This is a genomic window from Bisbaumannia salifodinae (assembly GCF_055388505.1).
The window spans coordinates 3,146,603-3,167,712 of the sequence record NZ_AP043781.1 but is presented as its reverse complement, the minus strand read 5'-3'; the positions used below and the strand labels follow the sequence as shown (position 1 = coordinate 3,167,712).

14 protein-coding genes are annotated in these 21,110 nt (G+C 66.4%); 13 read left to right on the top strand and 1 reads right to left on the bottom strand.

Annotated features, from left to right (window positions below; all coding sequences use genetic code 11):
* Positions 1-277: 277 nt before the first annotated feature.
* The 5 genes from ACZ5EF_RS14830 to ACZ5EF_RS14810 all read left to right on the top strand — a co-directional run bounded on the left by ACZ5EF_RS14830 (position 278) and on the right by ACZ5EF_RS14810 (position 12,928).
* A complete protein-coding gene (locus ACZ5EF_RS14830; protein ID WP_464122238.1) occupies positions 278-7,246 on the top strand; it encodes a beta strand repeat-containing protein in 6,969 nt (2,322 codons plus the stop codon).
* A gap of 537 nt (positions 7,247-7,783) precedes the next feature.
* A complete protein-coding gene (locus ACZ5EF_RS14825; protein WP_464122236.1) occupies positions 7,784-10,795 on the top strand; it encodes a DUF5801 repeats-in-toxin domain-containing protein in 3,012 nt (1,003 codons plus the stop codon).
* Positions 10,796-11,153: 358 nt separating this feature from the next.
* The gene (locus ACZ5EF_RS14820) at positions 11,154-12,029 is read left to right on the top strand and encodes an MBL fold metallo-hydrolase (protein WP_346061146.1); all 876 of its coding nucleotides are present in this window, start codon (positions 11,154-11,156) and stop codon (positions 12,027-12,029) included.
* A 21-nt stretch (positions 12,030-12,050) separates the two neighbouring features.
* On the top strand, positions 12,051-12,527 hold the full coding sequence (locus ACZ5EF_RS14815) for a YeeE/YedE family protein (RefSeq protein ID WP_346061147.1): 477 nt from the start codon (positions 12,051-12,053) through the stop codon (positions 12,525-12,527).
* Complete coding sequence (locus ACZ5EF_RS14810; RefSeq protein ID WP_346061148.1) at positions 12,524-12,928, top strand: DUF6691 family protein; 405 nt, start codon at positions 12,524-12,526, stop codon at positions 12,926-12,928. The genes ACZ5EF_RS14815 and ACZ5EF_RS14810 overlap by 4 nt, the downstream gene beginning before the upstream one ends.
* Before the next feature lie 53 nt (positions 12,929-12,981).
* Here ACZ5EF_RS14810 and dsbG read toward each other — a convergent pair whose 3' ends face one another.
* A complete protein-coding gene (gene dsbG, locus ACZ5EF_RS14805; RefSeq protein ID WP_346061149.1) occupies positions 12,982-13,737 on the bottom strand; it encodes a thiol:disulfide interchange protein DsbG in 756 nt (251 codons plus the stop codon).
* 91 nt (positions 13,738-13,828) lie between these two features.
* On the opposite strand from dsbG, the gene nrdR reads away from it, so the two are divergent.
* From nrdR to ACZ5EF_RS14765, 8 genes are all read left to right on the top strand, one after another.
* A complete protein-coding gene (nrdR, locus tag ACZ5EF_RS14800; RefSeq protein ID WP_346061150.1) occupies positions 13,829-14,305 on the top strand; it encodes a transcriptional regulator NrdR in 477 nt (158 codons plus the stop codon).
* A 17-nt stretch (positions 14,306-14,322) separates the two neighbouring features.
* Positions 14,323-15,453 carry a bifunctional diaminohydroxyphosphoribosylaminopyrimidine deaminase/5-amino-6-(5-phosphoribosylamino)uracil reductase RibD gene (ribD, locus tag ACZ5EF_RS14795; RefSeq protein WP_346061151.1) on the top strand — a complete coding sequence of 377 codons (1,131 nt, stop codon included), beginning with the start codon at positions 14,323-14,325 and terminating at the stop codon, positions 15,451-15,453.
* A 527-nt stretch (positions 15,454-15,980) separates the two neighbouring features.
* Complete coding sequence (gene ribBA / locus ACZ5EF_RS14790; protein ID WP_346061152.1) at positions 15,981-17,156, top strand: bifunctional 3,4-dihydroxy-2-butanone-4-phosphate synthase/GTP cyclohydrolase II; 1,176 nt, start codon at positions 15,981-15,983, stop codon at positions 17,154-17,156.
* Between the two features lie 87 nt (positions 17,157-17,243).
* Positions 17,244-17,726 carry a 6,7-dimethyl-8-ribityllumazine synthase gene (ribH, locus tag ACZ5EF_RS14785; RefSeq protein WP_146804564.1) on the top strand — a complete coding sequence of 161 codons (483 nt, stop codon included), beginning with the start codon at positions 17,244-17,246 and terminating at the stop codon, positions 17,724-17,726.
* Positions 17,723-18,229, top strand: a complete 507-nt coding sequence (nusB, locus tag ACZ5EF_RS14780) for a transcription antitermination factor NusB (RefSeq protein WP_346061153.1) — start codon at positions 17,723-17,725, stop codon at positions 18,227-18,229. The genes ribH and nusB overlap by 4 nt, the downstream gene beginning before the upstream one ends.
* 12 nt (positions 18,230-18,241) lie before the next feature.
* Positions 18,242-19,213 (top strand): thiamine-phosphate kinase, encoded by a 972-nt coding sequence (gene thiL, locus ACZ5EF_RS14775; protein ID WP_346061154.1) that lies wholly within the window; start codon positions 18,242-18,244, stop codon positions 19,211-19,213.
* Complete coding sequence (locus ACZ5EF_RS14770; RefSeq protein WP_346061155.1) at positions 19,210-19,683, top strand: phosphatidylglycerophosphatase A family protein; 474 nt, start codon at positions 19,210-19,212, stop codon at positions 19,681-19,683. The genes thiL and ACZ5EF_RS14770 overlap by 4 nt, the downstream gene beginning before the upstream one ends.
* Positions 19,684-19,714: 31 nt before the next feature.
* A complete protein-coding gene (locus ACZ5EF_RS14765) occupies positions 19,715-20,986 on the top strand; it encodes a DUF945 family protein (RefSeq protein WP_346061156.1) in 1,272 nt (423 codons plus the stop codon).
* The last annotated feature ends 124 nt before the right edge of the window (positions 20,987-21,110 follow it).

The window sequence follows — 21,110 nt, the reverse complement described above, 5'->3', positions numbered from 1 at the left end:
ACCCGTGCTTCGAAGTATGAGAAAACTCATGCCTTGAGTACGAGCTTGTCCAATATATGGGCATGTTTTTTTATGGGCGTTTCTCGTGTTTCCGACAGCAGACAATTGGTTCTGTTTTATTGTGTAATTGATAAGTAAATAGCGGTGGTCTGGCTAAGTTTTATATGTGTGATCGACTCCTTTATCGAACGATCTCGTCAAGTCGATTATCGATACTCCGGGCCAGGAGATGAGTCAGATCATTATCGCTAACCTGAGTGGCTGTGGGAGAGAAACCATGTCAGAAGATATCCTGGAAGTCACGAGTTCCATCAAGGTCGACGAGAGCCCCAGCGAGCAGGATGATGATATCCCCGTCGCCGACGGGGAGACGCTGTTTTCCGACCTCTACAACCTATTCGGCATGCCCGCGAACCTCGCCTTCAAGGCGGGGATGATCAGCACCCCGGACGGACTCACGACCATCGGCTGGGCGGCGGACGCGGATGGCGCACCCATCGTCGACCTCGTCAGCAACCTGATGGCGCTCGATCCCGTCACCGGTATCTACGAAACGGTAACGCTCAATACCGATCCGAGCGACGACAATATACTGATCGGGAGGACGGAGTCAGGCAATGTCGCCTTTATCGCGGTGATCGTGCCGAGCGCGGATGGCACCTCCTCCGACGTCTATCTCCTCGACTACCTGCCCAAGCAGCACCTCGACGACACGGACCCGGATGATACCGTGGCGCTGGAGGGCCTCTTCGTCAATGTCACCGTGGAGGATACGATCGATTTCAGTTTCGATGGCGCGCCTTCGGGGAACAACGACTTTATGGCGTTTGGTCAGGAAGGTGGGGTGGCGATCGTGGTCACCGGCCGCAGCGAAGGCGAGACCGTGAACAGCAGCCAGTCCAATAACGAGCCCACCTCGCTTGCCGCCAACAGCAACAACATCAATGCCGGCGAGGGGTTGGTCGTCACCTATGTCAACATGATGGACCCGGACTTCCTGGTCCCTGACCTCTCCGGGCCCGAGGCCAGCAACACAGAAAATATCCAGTTCGAATCGTTGCAATCCGCCACGGAAGGCTCGGTGACCATCGTCAAGGTGGGTCCGGGCAATACCACCGCGACGGTGCATCTCACCGCGCTTATGACCGAGCAGGAGGAGGGCACCGGCTTTATTCCGGGCATTGCCGACGACGCCGTCATCACGATTACCGCCGTCTATGTCAACGACGTGGCGGTGGCCTTTACCACCGATGCCAGTGGTACCGTGGAGGTCACGGGAATTACCAACAACGACGTCATCACCTTCGAGACCGACGGCGAGCATAACCGCTTCAAGGTGGAGAACGGTGGGGAGGGAAATGCCAGGTTCAATATCGGTGGCGTGGCACTTACCGATATCAATACGCTAAGCGACGCGGATGCCATTACCCTGGCATTCGATGACGATGGGCCGACCATCGCGCTGACCAACGAGGGCGGGGCGCTGCAGACCGATGACGGGGCGCTCGCGGGCGGCAATGCCGGCGGCACCACGACCGATACCGAAGGCCTGGGCAGCCTGTTCTCGGTGGCCGCCTCGACCGGGGCCGACGACGCCAACGGTACGGACGATATCGTCTACAGCCTGGCGGTGGGCGCCAACACGGCGACCAGCCTGGTCGATACCGCCACCGGCGAGACGGTGGACGTGAGCCTGAACGGCGGCGTGATCGAGGGCCGCACCACGGCGACCAACGAGCTCGTCTTCACGGTGTCGGTGGACGGTGCGACCGGCGCGGTGACGCTGGAACAGCTGCGCGCCGTCGAGCACGCCACCGCCGACACGGCGTCGCCCTATGACGGCGACACCACCGGGCTCGGCGTGGCCGACGCCATCCGGCTCGTGGGCACCATCAGCGACGATGAGAGCGCGGCCGACAGCGCCTCGGACTTTATCGACATCTCCGCCAACCTCTCCTTCACCGACGACGGGCCGACCATCGCCCTGACCAACGAGGGCGGGGCGCTGCAGACCGATGACGGGGCGCTCGCGGGCGGCAATGCCGGCGGCACCACGACCGATACCGAAGGCCTGGGCAGCCTGTTCTCGGTGGCCGCCTCGACCGGGGCCGATGACGCCAACGGTACGGACGATATCGTCTACAGCCTGGCGGTGGGCGCCAACACGGCGACCAGCCTGGTCGATACCGCCACCGGCGAGACGGTGGACGTGAGCCTGAACGGCGGCGTGATCGAGGGCCGCACCACGGCGACCAACGAGCTCGTCTTCACGGTGTCGGTGGACGGTGCGACCGGCGCGGTGACGCTGGAACAGCTGCGCGCCGTCGAGCACGCCACCGCCGACACGGCGTCGCCCTATGACGGCGACACCACCGGGCTCGGCGTGGCCGACGCCATCCGGCTCGTGGGCACCATCAGCGACGATGAGACCGCGGCCGACAGCGCCTCGGACTTTATCGATATCTCGGGCAACCTCTCCTTCACCGACGACGGGCCGACCATCGCCCTGACCAACGAGGGCGGGGCGCTGCAGACCGATGACGGGGCGCTCGCGGGCGGCAATGCCGGCGGCACCACGACCGATACCGAAGGCCTGGGCAGCCTGTTCTCGGTGACGTCCTCGACCGGGGCCGACGACGCCAACGGTACGGACGATATCGTCTACAGCCTGGCGGTGGGCGCCAACACGGCGACCAGCCTGGTCGATACCGCCACCGGCGAGACGGTGGACGTGAGCCTGAACGGCGGCGTGATCGAGGGCCGCACCACGGCGACCAACGAGCTCGTCTTCACGGTGTCGGTGGACGGTGCGACCGGCGCGGTGACGCTGGAACAGCTGCGCGCCGTCGAGCACGCCACCGCCGACACGGCGTCGCCCTATGACGGCGACACCACCGGGCTCGGCGTGGCCGACGCCATCCGGCTCGTGGGCACCATCAGCGACGACGAGACCGCGGCCGATACCGCCTCGGACTTTATCGACATCTCCGCCAACCTCTCCTTCACCGACGACGGGCCGACCATCGCCCTGACCAACGAGGGCGGGGCGCTGCAGACCGATGACGGGGCGCTCGCGGGCGGCAATGCCGGCGGCACCACGACCGATACCGAAGGCCTGGGCAGCCTGTTCTCGGTGGCCGCCTCGACCGGGGCCGATGACGCCAACGGTACGGACGATATCGTCTACAGCCTGGCGGTGGGCGCCAACACGGCGACCAGCCTGGTCGATACCGCCACCGGCGAGACGGTGGACGTGAGCCTGAACGGCGGCGTGATCGAGGGCCGCACCACGGCGACCAACGAGCTCGTCTTCACGGTGTCGGTGGACGGTGCGACCGGCGCGGTGACGCTGGAACAGCTGCGCGCCGTCGAGCACGCCACCGCCGACACGGCGTCGCCCTATGACGGCGACACCACCGGGCTCGGCGTGGCCGACGCCATCCGGCTCGTGGGCACCATCAGCGACGATGAGACCGCGGCCGATACCGCCTCGGACTTTATCGATATCTCGGGCAACCTCTCCTTCACCGACGACGGGCCGACCATCGCCCTGACCAACGAGGGCGGGGCGCTGCAGACCGATGACGGGGCGCTCGCGGGCGGCAATGCCGGCGGCACCACGACCGATACCGAAGGCCTGGGCAGCCTGTTCTCGGTGACGTCCTCGACCGGGGCCGACGACGCCAACGGTACGGACGATATCGTCTACAGCCTGGCGGTGGGCGCCAACACGGCGACCAGCCTGGTCGATACCGCCACCGGCGAGACGGTGGACGTGAGCCTGAACGGCGGCGTGATCGAGGGCCGCACCACGGCGACCAACGAGCTCGTCTTCACGGTGTCGGTGGACGGTGCGACCGGCGCGGTGACGCTGGAACAGCTGCGCGCCGTCGAGCACGCCACCGCCGACACGGCGTCGCCCTATGACGGCGACACCACCGGGCTCGGCGTGGCCGACGCCATCCGGCTCGTGGGCACCATCAGCGACGATGAGAGCGCGGCCGACAGCGCCTCGGACTTTATCGACATCTCCGCCAACCTCTCCTTCACCGACGACGGGCCGACCATCGCCCTGACCAACGAGGGCGGGGCGCTGCAGACCGATGACGGGGCGCTCGCGGGCGGCAATGCCGGCGGCACCACGACCGATACCGAAGGCCTGGGCAGCCTGTTCTCGGTGGCCGCCTCGACCGGGGCCGATGACGCCAACGGTACGGACGATATCGTCTACAGCCTGGCGGTGGGCGCCAACACGGCGACCAGCCTGGTCGATACCGCCACCGGCGAGACGGTGGACGTGAGCCTGAACGGCGGCGTGATCGAGGGCCGCACCACGGCGACCAACGAGCTCGTCTTCACGGTGTCGGTGGACGGTGCGACCGGCGCGGTGACGCTGGAACAGCTGCGCGCCGTCGAGCACGCCACCGCCGACACGGCGTCGCCCTATGACGGCGACACCACCGGGCTCGGCGTGGCCGATGCCATCCGGCTCGTGGGCACCATCAGCGACGATGAGACCGCGGCCGATACCGCCTCGGACTTTATCGATATCTCGGGCAACCTCTCCTTCACCGACGACGGGCCGACCATCGCCCTGACCAACGAGGGCGGGGCGCTGCAGACCGATGACGGGGCGCTCGCGGGCGGCAATGCCGGCGGCACCACGACCGATACCGAAGGCCTGGGCAGCCTGTTCTCGGTGACGTCCTCGACCGGGGCCGACGACGCCAACGGTACGGACGATATCGTCTACAGCCTGGCGGTGGGCGCCAACACGGCGACCAGCCTGGTCGATACCGCCACCGGCGAGACGGTGGACGTGAGCCTGAACGGCGGCGTGATCGAGGGCCGCACCACGGCGACCAACGAGCTCGTCTTCACGGTGTCGGTGGACGGTGCGACCGGCGCGGTGACGCTGGAACAGCTGCGCGCCGTCGAGCACGCCACCGCCGACACGGCGTCGCCCTATGACGGCGACACCACCGGGCTCGGCGTGGCCGACGCCATCCGGCTCGTGGGCACCATCAGCGACGATGAGAGCGCGGCCGATACCGCCTCGGACTTTATCGACATCTCCGCCAACCTCTCCTTCACCGACGACGGGCCGACCATCGAGCTGACCAACGAGGGCGGGGCGCTGCAGACCGATGACGGGGCGCTCGCGGGCGGCAATGCCGGCGGCACCACGACCGATACCGAAGGCCTGGGCAGCCTGTTCTCGGTGGCCGCCTCGACCGGGGCCGATGACGCCAACGGTACGGACGATATCGTCTACAGCCTGGCGGTGGGCGCCAACACGGCGACCAGCCTGGTCGATACCGCCACCGGCGAGACGGTGGACGTGAGCCTGAACGGCGGCGTGATCGAGGGCCGCACCACGGCGACCAACGAGCTCGTCTTCACGGTGTCGGTGGACGGTGCGACCGGCGCGGTGACGCTGGAACAGCTGCGCGCCGTCGAGCACGCCACCGCCGACACGGCGTCGCCCTATGACGGCGACACCACCGGGCTCGGCGTGGCCGACGCCATCCGGCTCGTGGGCACCATCAGCGACGATGAGACCGCGGCCGATACCGCCTCGGACTTTATCGACATCTCCGCCAACCTCTCCTTCACCGACGATGGGCCGACCATCGAGCTGACGAACGAGGGCGGCGTGCTGCAGACCGATGACGGTGACCTTGCCGGCGGCAACGAAGGCGACGGGACCGGTACGGACACCGACACCGAAGGCCTGGGCAGCCTGTTCTCGGTGGCCGCCTCGACCGGGGCCGATGACGCCAACGGTACGGACGATATCGTCTACAGCCTGGCGGTGGGCGCCAACACGGCGACCAGCCTGGTCGATACCGCCACCGGCGAGACGGTGGACGTGAGCCTGAACGGCGGCGTGATCGAGGGCCGCACCACGGCGACCAACGAGCTCGTCTTCACGGTGTCGGTGGACGGTGCGACCGGCGCGGTGACGCTGGAACAGCTGCGCGCCGTCGAGCACGCCACCGCCGACACGGCGTCGCCCTATGACGGCGACACCACCGGGCTCGGCGTGGCCGACGCCATCCGGCTCGTGGGCACCATCAGCGACGACGAGACCGCGGCCGATACCGCCTCGGACTTTATCGATATCTCCGCCAACCTCTCCTTCACCGACGATGGGCCGACAATTGCCGTCGGTGATGCCTCCGGCGTCTATTCGGAGTCGGAGTCGGATCCGGCCAAGGCTACCGGCACCTTCGTCGATGGCCCCGGGGCCGACGGGTTCGCCGATCTGGCGATCACCTTCGATTCCTATGAGATCGACGACAACGGTCTGATCCAGACTTCGGATCCGGATGCCAACGTGACCTTTATGGAGTCGGTCACCGATACGACCTGGACGGGGACCATTACCGATGACTTCAACGGCGACGGCGAGTCCGAAACGGTCGAGTTCACCCTGGATGTCGATCTCGAGAGTGACACTTATATGGTCACCCTCGATACCCCGCCGGGACAAAGCGTCGAGCTGTCGACGGCGGATGGCTCGCTGGATGCCGGTGGACCGGACCCGGTGCGGACGCTGACCTTGGTGGATTCCAGCCAGGTCGTGTTCTCCGCGGTGGATCCCACGACCGATCCGAGCGATATCTCGGCCTTCCTCAACAAATCGGAGACCGAAATCGAAGCGGGAGCCACCTACCTGAGCGATGACGAGATGAACGTCAGCACCGCCGGTATTGGGAACGGCAACAACAACTTCGACGGCAACGCGGACTCGGGCATCGACGGAAATGTGACGAATGGTGGCAAGGTCGATGAGAGCTTCGTTATCGACCCGACCGGCTTCAACGTGAGCAGCGTCAAGGTCTTCATCGACAACTCGGTGGGTGGTTATGACAATCCTCCCGAAGAGCTCTACTACCGAGTCTACTACGCGGATGGAACGGTGGGCGCGGAAACGTTGGTCACGGAGGGTCACCTCTCGGCGGAAGCGGGCGGTCAGGTCAGCTTCACGATCGGTGATCCCGAAGGCCCCAACGACATCGACGCGGTGCAACTGTTCATGGGCAGTGGGACCATCAAGATCCCGGTGATTGAGTTCACCACCTCGGAGCAGTTCGATCCGGACTCCCTCGAGTTGAACTTCACCGCAACGCTCGAGGACGGCGACCAAGACACCGCAATGGATATGTTCTCCGTGGACTTCGACGAGGGCGCCGCGATGGAGATGAACACGTCCTCCGTGGACTCCGACTCCTTGCTCTAAGCCAAGTCGCGGGCCTGCCCATCCGGTGGGTCCGCCTCATTGACTGTCTCAGGCCGACCTGCATCGCGCGGGTCGGCCCGTTGCGTTGTATGCCAGGCCAGGCCTTCCCGACCTGATCGTCGTCCAGGGAAGCGATAACTTTCGGGACTCATCTATGGACCTCAAACGCACGTTAACGAGCGCACTCGGCGGACCCGCGTTTCGAAGTATGAGAAAACTCATGCCTTGAGTACGAGCTTGTCCAATATATGGGCATGTTGTTTTATGGGCGTTTCTCGTGTTTCCTACAGCAGATAATTGGTTCTATTTTATTGTGTAATTGATAAGTAAATAGCGGTGGTCTGGCTAAGTTTTATATGTGTGATCGACTCCTTTATCGAACGATCTCGTCAAGTCGATTATCGATACTCCGGGCCGGACCGCCAGGGAGGACGTCGAGGCCGTAATGCATGGGTTGGTGGTGCCGTCGGAAAGACTCCGGGCCAGGAGATGAGTCAGATCATTATCGCTAACCTGAGTGGCTGTGGGAGAGAAACCATGTCAGAAGATATCCTGGAAGTCACGAGTTCCATCAAGGTCGACGAGAGCCCCAGCGAGCAGGATGATGATATCCCCGTCGCCGACGGGGAGACGCTGTTTTCCGACCTCTACAACCTATTCGGCATGCCCGCGAACCTCGCCTTCAAGGCGGGGATGATCAGCACCCCGGACGGACTCACGACCATCGGCTGGGCGGCGGACGCGGATGGCGCACCCATCGTCGACCTCGTCAGCAACCTGATGGCGCTCGATCCCGTCACCGGTATCTACGAAACGGTAACGCTCAATACCGATCCGAGCGACGACAATATACTGATCGGGAGGACGGAGTCAGGCAATGTCGCCTTTATCGCGGTGATCGTGCCGAGCGCGGATGGCACCTCCTCCGACGTCTATCTCCTGGACTACCTGCCGAAGCAGCACCTCGACGACACGGACCCGGATGATACCGTGGCGCTGGAGGGCCTCTTCGTCAATGTCACCGTGGAGGATACGATCGATTTCAGTTTCGATGGCGCGCCTTCGGGGAACAACGACTTTATGGCGTTTGGTCAGGAAGGTGGGGTGGCGATCGTGGTCACCGGCCGCAGCGAAGGCGAGACCGTAAACAGCAGCCAGTCCAATAACGAGCCCACCTCGCTCGCCGCCAACAGCAACAACATCAATGCCGGCGAGGGGTTGGTCGTTACCTATGTCAACATGATGGACCCGGACTTCCTGGTCCCTGACCTCTCCGGGCCCGAGGCCAGCAACACGGAAAATATCCAGTTCGGCTCGTTGCAGTCGGCTACGGAAGGTTCGGTGACCATCGTCAAGGTGGGTCCGGGCAATACCACCGCGACGGTGCATCTCACCGCGCTTATGACCGAGCAGGAGGAGGGCACCGGCTTTATTCCGGGCATTGCCGACGACGCCGTCATCACGATTACCGCCGTCTATGTCAACGACGTGGCGGTGGCCTTTACCACCGATGCCAGTGGTACCGTGGAGGTCACGGGCATCACCAACAACGACGTCATCACCTTCGAGACCGACGGCGAGCATAACCGCTTCAAGGTGGAGAATGGCGGGGAGGGAAATGCCAGGTTCAATATCGGCGGCGTGGCGCTTGCCGATATCAATACGCAAAGTGATGCGGATGCCATCACCCTGGAGTTCGACGACGATGCGCCGGCGGTGGCCGCCAATCCGACCGTGAAGCTCGATGACGACGCCCTGGCTGGCGGCAATCCCGGCGGGGTAGGGGACGACACGGATGCCGAGAATGTCTCGGGCACCCTCGGACATGACTTCGGTGCGGATGGCCCCGGCGGCTTCGCGTGGCTGACCAGTGGCGCCCCGGCGGGCTTCAGCTATGCGCTGAACGGCACCGACCTGGAGATTTCCCAGGACGGCGTCGGCGTGGTGCTGACCCTGACCGTCGATGCCGATGGCAATTACACCGTCACCCAGGACGCGGCGATCAAGCACGCCGCGGGTGGTGACGAGAACAATCAGCAGTTCACCGTGGGTTACCGGGTCAGCGACGGCGACAATGATTCTGCCGATGGCTCCATCGCCATCGACGTCGATGACGATACCCCGGAAGTCGACGCCGGCGATGCGCTGCCGGACCTCGAGGTGGACGAAAGCGACTTTGCTACCGACGACACCCAGGACTTTTCCGGGGTCTTCGCGCCGAGCTTCGGCGCCGATGGCCCGGCGGCCGGGGGCGGCCTGAGCTATGCGCTCTCGGTGACCGACGCTGCCAGCGGCCTGGTGGATACGCTGACCGGTCAGGCGGTGATGCTCGCCGAGGAGGGCGGGGATATCGTCGGCAGGAACAGCGACGACGACGAGGTGTTCCGGGTCAGCGTCGACGGGGCCGGCATGGTCACCCTCGACCAGAGCCGGGCGGTCGTTCATCCGAATCCCAACGACCACGATGAGCTGATCACGCTGGCCGAGGGCAAGATCGGGCTGACCGCCACGGCGACGGATGCGGATGATGACAGCGCCTCACTGCTGGTGGATATCTCCACCGCGCTGGGCTTCCGTGACGACGGGCCGGTCATCTCGCCGGAGATCAAGGACACTCCGATACTGGCGTTTATCGCGGACGCCTCGTTCAGCGACTCGGGGTTCCTCGATTATGGCGCCGACGGGGCGGGCTCCTTCGAAATCACCGACTTCACCGTCGCCCCCGAGCTCGATCCGACCCTGGGCACGATAACCGGCAGCATCTCGGCCGATGGCATGCTGTTGACCCTGAACAGCAGCGAGTTCGGTGACTTCTTCGAGGTGGCCGTCGATGGGTCGGGCACGGGTAGCTACACGGCGAAGGTGCTGATCGACAGGCCTCTCGTCGAGGAGGCGTTGATCGAGGACACCACCACCCCCGGCGGGCCGGTGGAGGAGATCGACCTGCCGGAGTCGCCGGCCGATCCGATCGTGACACTGGATGGCTTCCTCTTCACCGATCCGAACGACACGGCGAACCTGCGGCAGACCTACCTCGATGGCGATAAGGAGATCGGTGATCCAGACGCCGCGCTCGACGACATCAATATCAGCAACAAGGGCGCCGCACTGGCCGACAACCAGTTCGATTTCGGCGAGGGCCTGGCGCTCAACTTCATGGAAGGGGTCGCCGGCGTCAGGTTTATCGTTCAGGGCGGAACGGGCTCCCCGGGCGCCGATCTCACCCTCAAGATGGCGGGCTATAAGGATGGCAACTTCGTGAGTTTCAGTGAAGTGACCTTCACCCTTCCCAAGGGCAATGCCGTCCAGGAGGTCGAGTTCGTGCCGGAAGGTGAGGTCGATCAGATCATCCTTATCCATGACGCGACGGACAATGGCTTCCGTATCCCGGAAATCGTCGCCTTCACCTTCGCCGATATTCCGGATATCGAGGGAACGGTCACCGTCGAGGCGACGGATGGCGACGACGATGCGGTTGGCGATACCTTCGCCTTCTCTATCGACGGTAACGACGATGGTGTGATCACCATAGAGGACAGCCTGCTCTAGGTCGGACCTCTCGGTCGATCCATGACTCCACCTGGTCGGGCCGACCCGCATGTCGCGGGCCGGCCCGTTGTATTGTGCGTCAGACTGGCGCTGCCCGGCCTGTCGGTTGCTCGGTATCGGTACCTGCAAGCCGAAGTAGTCAGCCGCGGTCGTCGCGTTTGAGGTATCCCCTGGCGCGGAGGACGCCTTCTACGTATGAGTGGCCGGTGATACCGGCGGTGTGGCCATGTCCTCTGCTATCACTGATCTTGAGAAGAGTGACTTGTGGTATTCAAAAATGCTATAAATTTATAATATTTTTGTCGGTATGCTGCACCCATATTGCGAAAGTGCGACCCAGTGAGTGGAGGTGACAGCAATGTCCGTACCCCAACCCGTCGTGACGCCGTTTTTCGACGAGCCCACCAACACCTTCAGCTATGTGGTGCGGGACCCTGACGGCCCGGCCTGCGCCATTATCGACTCGGTGCTCGACTTCGACTATGCCGCCGGTCGCACCGAGGTGCGCTCCGCCAACGAGATCGTCGACTTCGTGCGGGCGCGCGGCCTCACCGTCGAGTGGATCCTCGAGACCCATGTGCATGCCGATCACCTCTCCGCGGCGCCCTATCTGCTGGAGGCCCTGGGTGGCCAGACCGGCATCGGCGCGCGGATTACCGAGGTACAGGAGATCTTCGGCAAGGCCTTCAACGCCGGCAGCGAGTTCGCCCGCGACGGGAGCCAGTTCGACCGCCTCTTCGAGGAGGGCGACACCTTCGCCATTGGCCATCTCGAGGGGCGGGTCCTGCATACCCCGGGGCATACCCCGGCCTGTCTCACCTATGTGATCGGCGATGCCGCCTTCGTCGGCGATACCCTATTCATGCCCGATTACGGCACCGCCCGCTGCGACTTTCCCGGCGGCGATGCGCGTACCCTCTATCGCTCCATTCAGAAGGTCCTGGCGCTGCCCGACGAGACCCGCCTCTTCCTTTGCCATGACTACAAGGCGCCGGGCCGCGAGACCTATCAGCACCAGACCACGGTGGCCGAGCAACGCGCCCATAACGTCCATGTGCATGAGGGCATCGGCGAGGAGGCGTTCGTGCGCCTGCGTACCGAGCGCGATGCCAGCCTGGGCATGCCGCGGCTGATCATCCCCTCGGTGCAGGTCAATATGCGCGCCGGCGAACTGCCCCCCGCCGAGGACAATGGGCAGGTCTACCTCAAGGTGCCGATCAACCGTTTCCGATAAGCGATAAGGAGGAGCGATAACGTGGATTGGAGCGCAAGCCTGCATGGGCTGGTGGGGGGCATCTTGATTGGCCTCTCCGCCACCTGGTTGATGGGCAGCCTGGGGCGAATCGCCGGCATCAGCGGCATTCTCTCCGGCCTGGTCTTCGAGCGTCCCAAGGGAGACAGCGCCTGGCGGCTGACCTTCCTGCTGGGCCTGATCAGCGGCCCGCTGCTGGTGATGGCACTCGGCGGTGGCCTGGGTAATGTGGTGGGGGAGGCCGGCGTGGATGCCACGGGCGCGGTCATCGGTGCCCCTGCCGGGGGCGTCGGCCTGATGATCGTCGCCGGCCTGTTGGTGGGGCTGGGGACCGGGATCGGCAGCGGCTGCACCAGTGGCCATGGGGTCTGCGGCCTATCGCGGCTCTCTGCGCGTTCGCTGGTGGCGACCCTGACTTTCCTGGTGATGGCCATGGTCACTGTCTATGGGGTGCGACATGTCGTGGGAGGTGGCGCATGAAGGCGCTGATGGGCTATCTCGCCGGGCTGTTGTTCGGCCTGGGCCTGGCCATCTCCGGCATGACCGACCCGGCCCGGGTGCTGGGCTTCCTGGATATCGCCGGGGCCTGGGATCCGACCCTGATGTTCGTGCTGGGCGGTGCCGTGCTTACTACCTTTATCGGCTACCGGCTGGTGTGGCGTCGCGGGGCACCGCTGGTGGGTAATGCCTTCCGGCTGCCCACCCGCCAGGACATCGATGCCCGGCTGATCGCCGGCTCGGCGCTGTTCGGTATCGGCTGGGGGCTCTCCGGCTACTGCCCGGGGCCCGCCTTCGCCTCCCTCGGCGGCCTGACCACGCCCCTGGCGGCCATGCTGCTGGCCATGCTGGCGGGGTGGTTCCTGGCCCGGCGACTGGCGTAGGCCAAAAACGCCTCCGTGATCGTGGCCGGAGGCGCCCGTCGAACTTATCCGAGCTACTCCGGCCGTGGTGAGCCCATCACCCGGTCCAGCGCGTCCTCGGCCGGCAGGCCCTGGGCCAGTTCCACCAGCTCGCCCTGGCGGTAGAGGATGCCGGGGGTGGCCATGATGCCCAGGCCATGCATCAGTTGCTGATTCTCGTAGAGCGCCTCTTCCAGGTCCCGGGGCAGTCGCTCCAGGGGGGCGATCTCGCCACCGGCCTGATGGTCGGCCAGGGCGGCGCCGGGGTCGCCGCTGGCCAGCAGGGCGATCGCCTCCCGCGGGCTCTGGCTGCTCAATACCCCCACCATGATATGGCGCAGCTGCACCTCGCCGGCCTCGATCCAGGGGCGGGTCTGCTCCCAGAAGGCCTTGCAGTAGGGACAGCGGGTGTCGGTAAAGGTATAGACGATGCGCTCGGCGTCGTCGCTGCCGTCGGCGATCCAGGTGCTGGCCTCGAGCTCCGCCCAGGTCTGGGCGTCCTGGGGCGCCCGCACCAGTCGCTCCAGGGGCTCGGCATTCAGGTCGTTGCCCTCGCCGTCCTGCAGGGTGCCGACGATCACATGCTCGCCGTCCGCCAGCAGGTAGGCGGCGAACTCCCGCCCCTGGTAGCTGCCGGCATAACCGGTGAGGCCGCCGGGCGCGTCGAAGCTGCCGTGGATGGTCAGCCCCTGGCGTTCCAGGGCGGCGATGGGGGCGGGCAGGGCATCGGCTCCGGCGGCCAGGCTGGTGGTGACCAGGGTGGCGCCGAGTAGCAGGGCTCGGGGGAACATGGTGACTCCGGGGGCGGGTGGCTGGGCGCGGTATCGGCGAATCGCTACAATAGGACGCAACCCAGCCCATAGTAAATCCCGGAACCCAGCCATGCATTGTCCCTTCTGCGGTGCCCATGACACCAAGGTCACCGACTCCCGCCTGGTGGTGGAGGGCGACCAGGTGCGTCGCCGCCGCCAGTGCGCGGCCTGTGGCGAGCGCTTCACCACCTACGAGACCGCCGAGCTGGTGATGCCCCGGGTGATCAAGACGGACGGCTCCCGGGAGAGTTTCGACGAGACCAAGCTGCGTGCCGGCATGCTGCGGGCGCTGGAGAAACGCCCGGTCAGCGCCGAATCCATGGAGGCCGCCGTGGAGCGTATCCGCCAGCGGCTGCGTGCCCGCGGCGAGCGGGAGATCCAGGCCCGGGATATCGGCGAGGAGGTGATGCAGGCCCTCAAGCGCCTCGATCAGGTGGCCTATATCCGCTTCGCCTCCGTCTACCGCCGCTTCCAGGATCTCGATGAGTTCCGCGCCGAGATCGATCGCCTGGCCCAGGAACCGCACTTCCCGCCCCACGACGACTGAGTTTCCCAAGGAGTCTCATGACGACGCCGACCCCCGAGCAGTGGATGGCTCGCGCCCTGACCCTGGCGCGTCGCGGCCGCTACACCACCCACCCCAATCCCCGCGTCGGCTGCGTGCTGGTCAAGGCGCAGCGTCGGGTGGGGGAGGGGTTCCACGCGCGCGCCGGTGAGCCCCATGCCGAGATCCTGGCATTGCGGGAGGCCGGCGAGGCGGCCCGGGGTGCCACCGCCTATGTGACCCTGGAGCCCTGCGCCCATCAGGGGCGTACCGGACCCTGCGCCCGGGCCCTGGTCGATGCGGGGGTCGCCCGGGTGGTGGCCGCCATGCAGGACCCCAACCCCCGGGTGGCCGGCCAGGGCTTCGCCATCCTGCGCGAGGCGGGCATCGAGGTGGCGTGTGGCGTGCTGGAGGCCGAGGCTCGGGCCCTGAATCCGGGGTTTATCCTGCGCATGAGCGAGGGGCGGCCCCATGTGCGCCTCAAGATGGCCATGAGCCTGGACGGGCGCACCGCCATGCGCTCCGGGGAGTCCCAATGGATCACCGGCCCCCAGGCGAGGTCCGCGGTGCAGCGGCTGCGCGCCCAGTCCAGCGCGGTGATGACCGGGGTGGAGTCGATCATCTTCGATAACTCCCGGCTGACGGTGCGCGCCGACCAGTTGGGGCTCGAGGACGCCGAAACGATTGCCGAGCGCCAGCCATTGCGGGTGGTGGTGGATTCCCGGCTGCGTCTGCCCGAGGCGGCGGCCTGCCTGCGTGAGCCGGGACGGACCCTGGTGGCCACCTGCAGCGAGGATGCCGAGCGGCGTGAGCGGCTGGAAGCCGTCGGCGCCGAGGTGCTGGTGTTGCCGGCGGGGGAGGGCGGCCGGGTCGATCTGGCGGCCCTGCTGCGTCACCTGGCCGCCGCCGAGGAGGTCAACGAGGTACTATTGGAGACCGGCGCCACCCTGGCCGGGGCCATGCTCGATGCCGAGCTGGTGGATGAGTTGCAGCTCTTTATGGCGCCGACCCTGCTGGGCGGCGAGGCGCGGCCCCTGTTCCAGCTGCCGGGCCTGGAGCGCATGGCCCAGCAGCGCCCCCTGGAGATCCTCGATATCCGCGCCATCGGCAAGGATTGGCGAATTACCGCCCGGCCCAAGGCGGCCTCCTGAAGTGTAGGGCCGCGGCCAAAGCCAGCTCCCACTGGGTAGGGGGCTAAAGCCAGCTCCCGCGGTGTGGGCCGTCACCGGGGTGGCAGGAGCCTGCTTCAGCAGCGGTCCGACGTCTCGGCGATAGGAAAATCGCCGGCTAAAGCCAGCTCCCACAATCCAGGAGAGCCCGTGAGCGCCAAGGGCGCTTTGGCACGGGGCCCTCAGGTTAGCGACGGTCGGCCTTGGACTAGCGCCTGGCGTTCGACCCGAGCGAGCCCCTGAGCGCCAAGGGCGCTTTGGCGGCAGGCTGACTAGGTCGCGGACGGGTCGGCCTTGGACTAGCGCCTGGCGTTCGACCCGAGCGAGCCCCTGAGCGCCAAGGGCGCTTTGGCGGCAGGCTGACTAGGTCGCGGACGGGTCGGCCTTGGACTAGCGCCTGGCGTTCGACCAAGGTACCCTGAGCGCCGACCCGATGCGGGCGTTGGTGTTTGGCAACGCGATCGTCGCCTGGTGGCGACGCCCGGCATACCTAGATATTCGGAGATCCCATGGCGCACTCTTCCCAGGATTCGGCTTCCCCAGAATCCGCCGCTCAGGCCGCCGAGCCCACTACCGGGCTGGCCAGCATCGAGGCCCTGGTCGAGGACATTCGCCAGGGCAAGATGGTCATCCTGATGGATGATGAGGATCGCGAAAACGAAGGCGATATCATCATGGCCGCCGAGAAGGTGAAGGCCGAGCATATCAACTTCATGGCGCGGCACGCCCGTGGCCTGATCTGCCTGCCGATGACCCGGGAGCGCTGCGAGCGGCTCAAGCTGCCGCTGATGGTCAGCGACAACGGTTCCGGCTTCGGTACCAAGTTCACCCTCTCCATCGAGGCCGCCGAGGGCGTGACCACCGGGATCTCCGCCGCCGATCGGGCGCGCACCGTCCAGGTGGCCGCGGCCCGCGATGCCAAGGCCGAGGATATCGTCCAGCCGGGGCATATCTTCCCGCTGATGGCCGAGCCCGGCGGCGTGCTGCGTCGTGCCGGTCACACCGAAGCGGCCTGCGACCTGGCCGCCATGGCCGGCCTCGAGCCCACCGGCGTGATCTGCGAGGTGATGAACGAGGACGGCAGCATGGCGCGCCGCCCGGAGCTGGAGCGTTTCGCCGCCGAGCATGGCATCAAGATGGGCACCATCGCCGATCTGATCCACTACCGCATCCATAACGAGCATACCGTGGAACACCTGGAGGTGACCCCGGTCACCACCGCCTTCGGCGAACTGAGCCTGCATGTGTTCCGCGACAGCATCCAGGGCGCCCATCACCTGGCCCTGGTCAAGGGCCACCCCCATCCGGACACGCCCACCACGGTGCGGGTGCATCTGGCCGATACCCTGCGCGACCTGCTGACCCTGGCCAAGCCGGAGAGTCAGAGCTGGACCGCCAGTGCCGCCCTGGCCGAGGTGGCCGCCGCCGAGAATGGCGTCTTCGTGCTGCTCGACGACGGTCGTCCCCACCAGGACCTCAAGGATCAGCTGGATATCCTGCTGGAGCGCAAGCGGGCGCCGCGCAGCAGCGACTCCGACGGGGCCGGCAACTACCTGACCATCGGCACCGGCTCGCAGATCCTGCGTTACCTGGGCGTGGGGCAGATGCGTCTGCTCAGCTCGCCGTGGAAGTTCTCGGCCCTGTCGGGCTTCGATCTGGAAGTGGTGGAGCGGGTCGGTCCCTGAGGCCCCGGTCAACTATCAACAGTGGCGGGCCCCGGCCCGCCGGTAGGCGCCATCCGGCGCCCTAGCGATCAAGCAGGAAAAGCAAGCATGCAAGCGATCTCCCAAGTCGAAGGCAGTTTCACCGATGTCGATGGCCGCTATGTCATCGTGGTGGGCCGTTTCAACCACCATGTGGTGGATAGCCTGGTGGACGGCGCCGTGGACAGCCTGACTCGGCATGGCGTGGACGCCGACAATATCGATATCGTCCATGTGCCGGGCGCCTGGGAGCTGCCGCTGGCGGTGAAGCGGGCCCTGCAGGTGGTGCGCCCCGATGCGGTGATCGCCCTCGGCGCGGTGATCCGCGGCGGCACCCCTCACTTCGAATACGTGGCCGGTGGCTGCAACGCGGCGCTGGGCAACCTGCAACTGGAGTTCGATACGCCCGTCGCCAACGGCGTGCTCACCGTCAACTCCATCGAGCAGGCCATCGAGCGCTCCGGCACCAAGGCCGGTAACAAGGGCGCCGAGGCGGCCATGGCGGCCATGGAGATGGTCTCGCTGCTCAAGCGCTTCGGGGGTGAGGCATGAGCGCACCCCGCGGCGGCCAGCGTCCGCCCTCCAAGGCCCAGCAGAGCCGCCACGCCGCCCGCGAGCTGGCGGTGCAGGGCATCTATCAGTGGCAGCTGACCGGCAAGTCGATCACTGCCGTGGAGGCGGAGTTCCGCAGCCAGGTCGCCGACGACGACCTGGAAGACCACGAGAACTGGCACAAGGTCATGGAGATCGCCGACCTGGCGCTCTTCCACGAGCTGCTGCACAACGTGGTGCGCTTCAAGGACGAGCTGGACGCCAGCCTGGCGCCCCTGCTCGATCGGCGTATCGAGGAGGTGGATCCCATCGAACTGGCGATCCTGCGCCTGGGGACCTATGAGCTCTCCCGTCGCCTGGAGGTGCCCTATCGAGCGGTGATCAACGAGGGCGTCGAGCTGGCCAAGTCCTTCGGCGCCACCGACGGCCACAAGTACATCAACGGTATCCTCGACAAGCTCGCCGGGCGGCTGCGCTCGGCCGAGGTCCGCGCTCGCCGCTGAGGTGCCTCGCCCATGCGATATCACCCAGCCATCGCCGCGCCCAGCGAATTCGAACTGATCGCCCGCCACTTTCGGCGTCCCGCCCGGGACCCCGGGGTGGTGCTGGGCGTGGGCGACGATTGCACCCTGCTGGCGCCGTCCCCGGGGCAGCAGCTCGCCGTCAGCGTCGATACCTCGGTCGCCGAGGTGCACTTCCCCGCCGCGGCGCCCCCCGCGGCCATCGGTCATCGCGCCCTGGCGGTCAGCCTCAGCGACCTGGCCGCCATGGGCGCCAAGCCGCGCTGGTGCCTGATGTCGCTGACCCTGGCCGAGGCCGATGATGCCTGGCTGGCGGACTTCGCCGCCGGCTTCCACGCCCTCTGCGAGTCCGCCGAGATCAGCCTGGTGGGCGGCGACGTGACCCGTGGCCAGTTGGCCATCGGCGTCACCGTGCAGGGCGAGGTGCCTCCCGGTGAGGCGCTGCGCCGCAGTGGTGCCCGTCCCGGTGATCTCCTGGCCGTGACCGGCACCCTGGGCGGCGCCCATGGCGGCCTCGAGGCCTGGCAGGCCGGCGAGCGGGACCTCGCGCATCCGCTGCTGCGCGCCTATCTGCTGCCCCAGCCGCGGCTGGCGGTGGGCCTGGCCCTGCGTGGCCTGGCCAGTGCCGCCATCGATCTCTCCGATGGCCTGCTGGCCGACCTCGGCCATCTGCTCGAGGCCTCCGGCGTCGGTGCCACCCTGGAGCCCGAGGCCTTGCCCCTGGCAGACGGGCTGGTGGAAGCCTTGGGTATCCAGGGCGCCCGCGATGCGGCGCTTAGCGGCGGCGACGACTATGAGCTGCTGCTGGCGATCCCTCCGGAGCGGCTCGCGGAGGCCCGGCGGCGCCTGGCCGAGCTGGCACTGCCGCTGACGGTGATCGGGGGCTGCGAGGCGGCCCCCGGCCTGCGCGGCGTGGCCCTCGACGGCAAGGGTGGCTGGCAGCACTTCCCGGGAGGCCGGAAATGAACCGGGCGCCGGCCAGCGTCTGGCGCCGCCCCACCCACTTCCTGGCCTTCGGCCTGGGCAGCGGGGCGGTGCCCTGGGCCCCCGGCACCTTCGGCACCCTGGCGGCGATCCCCTTCTACTGGCTGATGGCCGACCTGCCGCTGACCTGGTATCTGCTGATCACCGCCGTGACCTTCGTGATCGGGGTCTGGCTCTGCGAGAAGACCTCCAACGACCTGGGGGTGCATGATCACTCCGGTATCGTCTGGGACGAGTTCGTCGGCTACTGGATCACCATGACCGCGGTGCCCTTCTCCTGGGAAGCGGCGCTGTGGGGGTTTATCATTTTCCGTATCTTCGATGTCTTCAAGCCCTGGCCGATTCGTTGGGCCGACCGCCGGGTGGCGGGGGGCTTCGGCATCATGATCGATGATGTGATGGCGGGGCTCTATGCCTGGGGTACCATCCATCTCTGGTTATGGTTGCACTAGAACCTCATTAATCCATAAGGAGTCGAGACGTATGCGCAAGGGAGTGCTGGCCCTGGGGGCCGTGGTCATCATCGGCGGTGGTTATCTCGCCGGCCATGCGGTATCCAGCGCCATCTTCGAGCGGGAGCTGGCGACGAGTCTCGACAACCTGGAGCGCCAGGGCAATGTGCGGGCGGAACGCCTGGGCAGCGAACGGGGCTGGTTCCATTCCTCCGGTGAGCTGCTGCTGCAGCCCCTGATCGGCGACGACTGGCGGGTGACGGTGCCCTATCGGGCCAACCACGGGATTCTCACTACCCGGGTCGAAGGCGACGCCGAGCTGGCCCTGAATGAGGCCATCGCCGAGGAGCTCCAGGAAGCGTTTGGTGAATTGCCGGCCTTGCCCACGCCGCGTTGGGTGGCCGATTTCAACACCCTGAGTCAGACCCTCGAGGCGAACCTGGAACTCCCTGGTTTCCAGTGGGACGAGGATGACTGGCGCCTCGACTTCCAGGGGATCTCGGCCACCCTGAGCGGCGAGCGGGGGGATCTGATCCTCAACGCCGAGATCGCTCCCTGGTGGCTGACCGCCACCGAGGGGCGTCTGGCGGTCGGCACCACGACCCTGGATAGCCACTATCGCTATAGCGAGGGGGGGCGCCTCTTCCACCAGCAGGACGCCATGCAGTTCGAGAGCCTGCGCTTCGTGGAGAGTCACGGTCAGGCCCTGCACCTGCAGGGGCTGGGCTATACCAGTGATATGCGCCTCGGCCGCGAGCACCTCGATCTTTCCCTTGGCCTCTCCCTGGACGAGGCGCGGATGGAGGATCAGCCGGTGGCCTCCGGTCGCCTGGCGCTGTCCCTGGAGCGTCTCGATGCCGACGCCGCCTGGCGTCTCTACGAGAGCCTGCTCGACGAACTGGAGCGGCGGGATGGGGATCTGGAGCAGCTGTCGCCGGCCGAGTGGGAGGCACTCTTCGAGTTCTGGTTCCCGGACCTGCTGGCGCTGCTCTCCGAGTCGCCGCGCCTGGTGCTCTCCGAGCTCGACCTCAACAGCCGCATGCTGGGCCTGGCCACCCAGGGCGAAGGGGAGCTGACCTTCGATGGGGCGGGGATCACCGAACTGAGCCTGGAGGAGCTGGCCAGTCCGAGTGGTGCCGCCGAGCTGCAGCGGCGCCTCGATGGCCACCTGCGCGCCGCGCCGGTGCCGCCGACCCTGGCCATGATGCTGGGGCTGTCCCTGGATAGCCGCGAGCTGGAGTTCGAGCTGCGTGCCGGCGAGCCCTACCTCAACGGTGAGCCCCTGATGGGCTCCCCCTGGTAAGCGCCGCATCCGGCCAGTCGCAGGGGCGCCTTCGGGCGCCCCTCGTCGTTGGTCACGCTTGAAGTTTGTGTCAGTCGCCCGCATTCCTGTTGCCATACTGGTCATCGACCCCGGATACAGGATG